This window comes from Micromonospora sp., assembly GCF_048594385.1.
Taxonomy (GTDB): domain Bacteria; phylum Actinomycetota; class Actinomycetes; order Mycobacteriales; family Micromonosporaceae; genus Micromonospora; species Micromonospora wenchangensis.
The window spans coordinates 25711-32105 of record NZ_JBMDWU010000262.1 but is presented as its reverse complement, the minus strand read 5'-3'; the positions used below and the strand labels follow the sequence as shown (position 1 = coordinate 32105).

General features: G+C 75.6%; 8 protein-coding genes. 3 read left to right on the top strand and 5 right to left on the bottom strand.

The genetic code is table 11. The annotated features are described in order from the left end of the window. Positions 1-41: 41 nt before the first annotated feature. Together ACOJTC_RS14145 and ACOJTC_RS14140 are read right to left on the bottom strand one after the other, a co-directional pair. Positions 42-311, bottom strand: a complete 270-nt coding sequence (locus ACOJTC_RS14145; protein ID WP_420117206.1) for a GlsB/YeaQ/YmgE family stress response membrane protein — start codon at positions 309-311, stop codon at positions 42-44. Beyond that, complete coding sequence (locus ACOJTC_RS14140; RefSeq protein WP_363653462.1) at positions 308-706, bottom strand: STAS domain-containing protein; 399 nt, start codon at positions 704-706, stop codon at positions 308-310. The genes ACOJTC_RS14145 and ACOJTC_RS14140 overlap by 4 nt, the downstream gene beginning before the upstream one ends. Positions 707-856: 150 nt before the next feature. Between ACOJTC_RS14140 and ACOJTC_RS14135 the strand changes: the two genes are divergently transcribed. Genes ACOJTC_RS14135 through ACOJTC_RS14125 form a run of 3 tightly spaced genes read left to right on the top strand, consistent with a single transcriptional unit; the run spans position 857 to position 3443 of the window. Further along, positions 857-1540: a response regulator transcription factor gene (locus tag ACOJTC_RS14135; protein ID WP_420117205.1), complete on the top strand. Its 684-nt coding sequence runs from the start codon at positions 857-859 to the stop codon at positions 1538-1540. Then, the gene (locus tag ACOJTC_RS14130; protein ID WP_420117204.1) at positions 1537-2892 is read left to right on the top strand and encodes a sensor histidine kinase; all 1356 of its coding nucleotides are present in this window, start codon (positions 1537-1539) and stop codon (positions 2890-2892) included. The genes ACOJTC_RS14135 and ACOJTC_RS14130 overlap by 4 nt, the downstream gene beginning before the upstream one ends. After that, a complete protein-coding gene (locus ACOJTC_RS14125) occupies positions 2889-3443 on the top strand; it encodes a GerMN domain-containing protein (RefSeq protein WP_357929930.1) in 555 nt (184 codons plus the stop codon). The genes ACOJTC_RS14130 and ACOJTC_RS14125 overlap by 4 nt, the downstream gene beginning before the upstream one ends. On the opposite strand, the gene ACOJTC_RS14120 is transcribed toward ACOJTC_RS14125, so the two are convergent. From ACOJTC_RS14120 to ACOJTC_RS14110, 3 genes are read right to left on the bottom strand one after another with little or no spacing between them, the layout of a single operon-like run. Further along, positions 3416-4204 (bottom strand): ABC transporter ATP-binding protein, encoded by a 789-nt coding sequence (locus ACOJTC_RS14120; protein WP_420117209.1) that lies wholly within the window; start codon positions 4202-4204, stop codon positions 3416-3418. The genes ACOJTC_RS14125 and ACOJTC_RS14120 overlap by 28 nt on opposite strands. A gap of 37 nt (positions 4205-4241) precedes the next feature. Then, a complete protein-coding gene (locus tag ACOJTC_RS14115; RefSeq protein ID WP_420117208.1) occupies positions 4242-5267 on the bottom strand; it encodes a FecCD family ABC transporter permease in 1026 nt (341 codons plus the stop codon). Positions 5268-5302: 35 nt separating this feature from the next. Continuing rightward, positions 5303-6376, bottom strand: coding sequence for a FecCD family ABC transporter permease (locus ACOJTC_RS14110; RefSeq protein ID WP_420117207.1), 1074 nt, complete (start codon positions 6374-6376; stop codon positions 5303-5305). Positions 6377-6395 lie beyond the last annotated feature (19 nt).

Genomic DNA, 6395 nt, shown 5'->3' with positions numbered 1-6395 from the left:
CCGGAGACCCCGCGCGCCGGGCCACGACCGGTTCCGGTGGGTCAGGGCTCGGTCCGGCCGCCGGCGGTGCCGACGACCAGCGCCACGGCGACCCCGGCCAGGCCGACCTGCACGATCAGCTGCCGTAGCGTGAAACCGTCGCTGTCGATGCCCACCAGCCGGCTGACGATGGTGCCGAGCAGCGCGGCGACCAGGCCGACGGCGAGGGTGAGCCAGAGCGGGACCTGCGTACGGCGTGCGACGACGAGGCGTCCCAGCGCACCGATGACGAGCCCGACGACGACGGCGGCGACGATCCCGGGCACGCTCACCGGCTGTGCTCCCGGACCAGCTCCCGGGCGGGCTGCCGGTGGGCGGCGGACGGGACCTGCCCGCCGTCCACCCGCAGGGCCCGTGGGGTGGTGACCATCGGCAGCACCCGGGACACCCGGGCGGCGCTCAGCACGCGCAACGCCCGGGCGCTCGGGTCCCGCAGGGTCAGCACGCCGCCGTGGCGGGCCAGTTCGCGGTGCACGTCGAGCAGCAGCCCGATCGCGGCGGCGTCGAGATGCCGGCATTCGGACAGGTCCACCACCACGTGGGCCGGGCGCAGCGCGACGAGCCGGTCGAAGACCTGCCGGGACCGGGCCAGCGCGGCCAGGTCCAGGTCGTCGGTGACGCACACCTCCACCAGCGGTACGGTGCACTCCGGGCGGGACGCTCCCACGACTCGGCCTCCTTCCACGCTCACTGTCCGGCCCCAGCCTCCGGGGTGAGGTTGGCGACCGTTGCGCGGACGTATGTCAGTTGCGTGACAAATCCCGCGTTCGCCGTGCCCGGTTCGTCATCGTCGGCGCGTACCGGGCACGATTTCCCGATGGCGGGCGTACTGGTGATCGAGGACGACGACCGGATCCGTCTGGCGCTGCTGCTGGCCCTGGAGGACGAGGGCTACCTGGCGCGCGGGGCGGCCACGGCGGAGGAGGGGTTGCGGGCGCAGCGGCAGGAGGCCGCCGACTACGTCCTGGTCGACCTGATGCTGCCCGGTCTGGACGGTTTCGAGTGCATCAGGCAGTTGCGCCGTGACGACGACGTGCCGATCGTGGTGGTCAGCGCCCGCGACGACACCCACGACATCGTCGCCGCGTTGGAGGCGGGCGCGGACGACTACCTGGTCAAGCCGGTCGCCATCAAGGAACTCTCGGCCCGGTTGCGGGCGCTGCGCCGCCGGGGCCGGACCGCCGTCGCACCGTCGGTGACGGTGCCGGTGCTGGTCTTCGGCGCGTTGGAGATCAGCCCGGAGGCCGGTGAGGTGCGCCGGTCGGGGCGACCGGTGCCGGTGACCCGCACCGAGTTCCGGTTGCTCTGCGAGCTGGCCGAGCACGCCGGCCGGGTGCTGTCCCGCCAGCAGCTGCTCAGCCGGGTGTGGGGCTACGAGACGGGCGACGAGCGGCTGGTCGACGTGCACGTGGGCCGGCTGCGGCAGAAGATCGAGGCCGATCCGGCGAACCCCCGGCACCTGGTCACCCTGCGGGGCCTCGGCTACAAGCTGCAACGATGAGGCGGCTCGGCCTGCGGGCCCGGGTCACCGCCGCGTTCGCGATCGGGGCGCTGCTGCTGTCGGCGCTGATGGCGCTGATCTCGTACGAGCTGGTGCGCCGGTCGCTGCTCGACGAGCGGGAGCGTACGGCGCTGCGGGCCGCGTACTTCGACGCGGCGGTGGTCCGGGCCGGCCTGGACACCGACACCCCGGACATCTACGAGGTGCTACGCACCCTGGACACCGGGGGCAGCCGCCGGGCCCTGGTGCACCGCGACGGCCGCTGGTACGCCCGCACCGCCGACGAGGGCCCGTCCGGCGCGGTGCCGGCCGGGCTGATGGCGATGGTCGCCGACGGTGAACCGGCGGTGCAGCGGGTCCGGGTCGACGGGCAGCCGGCGCTGCTGGTCGGTGTGCCGCTGGCCGACTCGACCGGCTACTACGAGATCACCTCGCTGCGGGAGCTGGAGCAGACCTTCCAGGTGCTGGCGTTGGCGTTGACCGTGGTGGCGGTCACCGTGGCCGGCTCCGGCGCGGCGCTCGGCTGGTATGCCACCCGGCACGGGCTGCGGCCGTTGACGGCGGTGGCCGACGCCGCCGAGAAGATCGCGGCGGGCGACGTGACGGCCCGGCTCGCCCCCGGCACCGACCCTGATCTGGCCCGGCTCTCCACCTCGTTCAACCGGATGGCCGACCAGGTGGCGGTCCGCATCGAGCGGGACCGGCGGTTCGCCGCCGACGTCGCCCACGAGCTGCGCTCGCCGTTGCAGACGCTGTCGGCGGCGGCGAGTGTGCTGTCCCGGCGGCGGGACCGGTTGGACGACCGGACGGCCACCGCCGCCGGCCTGGTCAGCGAGGAGATCACCCGGTTCCAGCAGTTGGTCAACGACCTGATCGAGCTGGCCCGCAGCGACCGGCCGGCGCAGCGTGAGGAGGTCGACGTGGTGGCGCTGGCCCGGGACGTGTGCCGGGGCCGGGGCCTGCCCGGTTCCCTGGTGGAGGCCGGCCCGCCCGCGCCGGGACGCTGGTCGGTCGACCCCCGGCGGGTGGAGCAGTTGCTGGTCAACCTGCTGGACAACGCGGTCCGCTACGGCGGCGGCCCGGTCGCGGTGCGGCTGTGGCTCTCCGACGGCACGGGGGTGGTCGAGGTCGACGACGCCGGCCCGGGGGTGCCGGTGGCCGACCGGGAGGTGGTCTTCGACCGGTTCGTCCGAGGCCGGGCCGCGCACGACCGGGCCGGCGGCGACGGGACCGGCCTGGGCCTGGCGCTGGTCGCCCAGCACGCCGCCGCCCACGGTGGACGGGCCCGCGTGTCCGACCGGCCCGGCGGCGGCGCCCGCTTCCGGGTGGAGCTGCCGGGGAGCCGGCCGTGACCCGCCGGATGGCGTCGACGCTGGTGGCGGTGCTGCTGCTCGCCGGCTGCGGGGTGCCGGCCGACCAGCAGCCCCGGGCGGTGCAACCGCCGTTCGGCCCGCCCGCGGCCCCGGCCGCGAGCAGCGCCCCGGGCCGGGTGGAGCAGGCGTTCTGCCTGGTCCGCAGCGGTCAACTGGTGCGTACGGTCCGGCAGGTCGACGCGGCCGACGGGGTGGACGGGCACCTGCGTCGCCTGCTCGCCGGCCCCACCCGGGCCGAACGGGCGGTCGGCCTGAGCACCGCCCTGCCCGGGGCGGTGCACGTGCTCGGCGCCCGGCTGGTCGACGGGCGGGCCCAGGTGGAGGTGGAGCCGCCGGGGGAGGAGTCCGGTCGCAGCGACGAGGTGCTGGCCTACGGGCAGATCGTCTGCACCCTGGACAGCCGTCCCGACGTCGCCGGGGTGTCGTTCCTGCTGCGCGGCCGGCCGTTGGAGGTGCCCCGCGCCGACGGCTCGCTGTCGACCGGACCGCTGACCGCCGCCGACTACCCGGCGCTGACCGGCCCGGACTGACGCCCGCGCCGGGCCCGGGGCACGACCAGCGGGGTGCCCGTCTCCGGGTCCTCGACGATCCGGCAGGGCAGCCCGAACACCTCCTCGACGAGGGCGGCGGTGACCACCTCACGCGGGTCGCCCTGGGCCACCACCCGACCGTCGCGCATGGCGATCAGGTGGGTGGCCCAGCGGGCGGCGTGGTGCAGGTCGTGCAGCACCGCGACCAGGGTCCGGCCCTGCTCCTCGTGCAACCGGGCGCACAGGTCGAGCACCTCGATCTGGTGCGCGACGTCCAGGTAGGTGGTGGGTTCGTCGAGCAGCAGCAGGGAGGTCTGCTGGGCCAGCGCCATCGCGATCCAGACCCGCTGCCGCTGCCCGCCGGAGAGTTCGTCGACGGGTCGCGCGGCCAGCTCGGTGACGCCGGTGGCGGCCATCGACTCGGCCACCACCCGCTCGTCCTCGGCCGACCACTGCCGCAGCAGTCCCTGGTGCGGGTAGCGGCCCCGGGCGACCAGGTCGGCCACGGTGATGCCCTCCGGCGCGACCGACGACTGCGGCAGTAGGCCGAGGGTGCGGGCCACCTCCCGGGACCGCATCGTGTGGATGTCCCGGCCGTCGAGCAGCACGGTGCCGGCGGTCGGCCGCAGCGTCCGCGCCAGGGCCCGCAGCAGGGTGGACTTGCCGCAGGCGTTGGGGCCGATCACCACCGTGAACGACCGGTCGGGCACGGCCACCGTCAGGTCCCGGGCCACCACCCGCCGTTCGTAGGCCAGGGTCATCCCGACCCCGCCGAGTCGACTCGTCACCGCGTCCTCCTCAGATCCGTGCCGCGCGACGGCGCGTGGCGAGCAGCCATACCAGGTAGGCCCCGCCGATCAATCCGGTGACCACCCCGACGGGAAGTTGGTGGCCCTCGATGGTCCGCTGGGCGGCCAGGTCGGCGGCGAGCAGCAGTACCGCTCCGGTGGCGGCTGCGGTGGCCAGGTTCGGTCCGGGTGCCCGGGTGAGCCGGCGGGCCAGGTGCGGCGCGACCAGGGCCACGAAGGACACCGGCCCGGCGGCGGCCGCCGCCCCGGCGGCGAGCAGCACCGCCGCGCCGAGCAGCAGTTGCCGTACCAGCGACACCGGCACGCCGAGCGCGGTGGCGGTGTCGTCACCCAGTTCGATCAGGTTCAGCGCGCGGGCGGTGCCGGCCACCACCGGTGTCAGCAGCGCCAGCAGGCCGAGCAGCGGGACGGCCTGCGCCCAGTCCCGCCCGTCGAGGCTGCCGGTGAGCCAGAGCACGGCGCGCGCCGCGTCCATCAGCGGGGCCCGGGTGAGCAGCCAGCCGTTGACGCCGGTGAGGATCGCCGTGGTGCCGATGCCGACCAGCACCAGCCGGTAGCCGTGCACGCCGTGCCGGCCGGCCACCGTCCACAGCAGCAGGCCGGTGGCGAGGCCGCCGAGCAGCGCCGCGCCGGACAGCAGCAGGGTGCCGCCACCGGTCACCACCACGATCAGCGCGCCGGTCGACGCGCCCTGGGTGACGCCGAGCACGTCGGGGCTGCCCAACGGGTTGCGGACCAGCGACTGGAGGATCGCGCCGGACAGCGCCAGGGCCGCCCCGACGCCGAGCGCGGTCACCAGCCGGGGCAACCGCAGCTCGCCGACGATGAAGTTCTCGGCGACGCTGCCGCCGCCGGTCAGCGTGCGCAGCACGTCGGCGGTGCTCATCGGATAGTCGCCGCCACCGATCGCGAGCACGCCGAGGACGACGGTCAGGGCGGTGGCGACCAGTCCGACGGTCACGCTGCGGCCGCGCCAGCGTACCGAGCGGGTGCCGATGCGGACCGCCCGTGCCAGCGGCCGGGTCGGCGGGTCGGCGGGTCGGGTGCGGCTCACCGGCGGGCCACCAGACGCAGGAACAGCGGGCCGCCGAGCACGGCGGTGACCAGGCCGACCTGGAGTTCCCCGGGCCGGCCGAGGACCCGGCCGAGCACGTCCGCGCCGAGCAGCAGCACCGGGGCGAGCACCGCCGCGTAGGGCAGCAGCCAGCGCAGGTCCGGGCCGGTCAGCGCGCGTACCAGGTGGGGGACGAGCAGGCCGACGAAGACGATCGGGCCGCAGGCGGCGGTGGCCGCGCCGCAGAGCAGGGTGACCGCGGTGACCGTACCGGCCCGGATCAGGGCGGGGCTGGCGCCCAGCGCGCGGGCCGCGTCGTCGCCGAGGGCCAGGGCGTTGAGCGGGCGGGCCCCGGCCAGCCCGACCAGCAGGCCGGCCAGGATGAACGGGGCCACCGTGGCGACGGTGGTGAAGTCGGCGGTGGCCAGCGAACCGACCGTCCAGAACCGCAGCCGGTCCAGTGAGGCCGCGTCGAGCAGCATCACCGCGCTGACGAACGAGTAGAGCACCGCGTTGAGGGCGGCCCCGGCCAACGCGAGCCGTTCCGGGGTGGCCTGTCGGCCGCCGCCGACGGCGTGCACCGCCACCGTGACGACCACCGCGCCGAGCAGGGCGAACCAGATCCAGCCCCGGACCGTGGCGACGCCGAGCAGGGCGGTGGCGGTGGCCACGGCGGCGGACGCGCCGGCGTTGATGCCGAGCAGGCCGGGGTCGGCGAGCGGGTTGCGGGTGAGCGCCTGCATGAGGGCGCCGGCCACGCCGAGGGCCGCGCCGGCGAGCAGCCCGAGCAGGGTCCGGGGCAGCCGCATCTGCTGCACCACCGCGTGTTCGGGTGAGCCGGGGGAGACCAGGCCGTGCCACACCTCGACGAGGGTGAGCTGCTTCGCGCCGACGGCGATGCTGAGCACCGTCACGACGACGAGGAGCAGCAGGCCGGTGCCGAGCCCGGCGGCCCGGACGCCGACGCGCCGGCGGGTCGACGCCACGCCCGGTGCAGCGGTAGGTGAGGATAGGGTGGCGGACAGTGTCGGCTCCAGGGGGCGAAAGAGCGGCGCACGCAGGTTTGACAGTGACTTAGGTTAGGTTAGC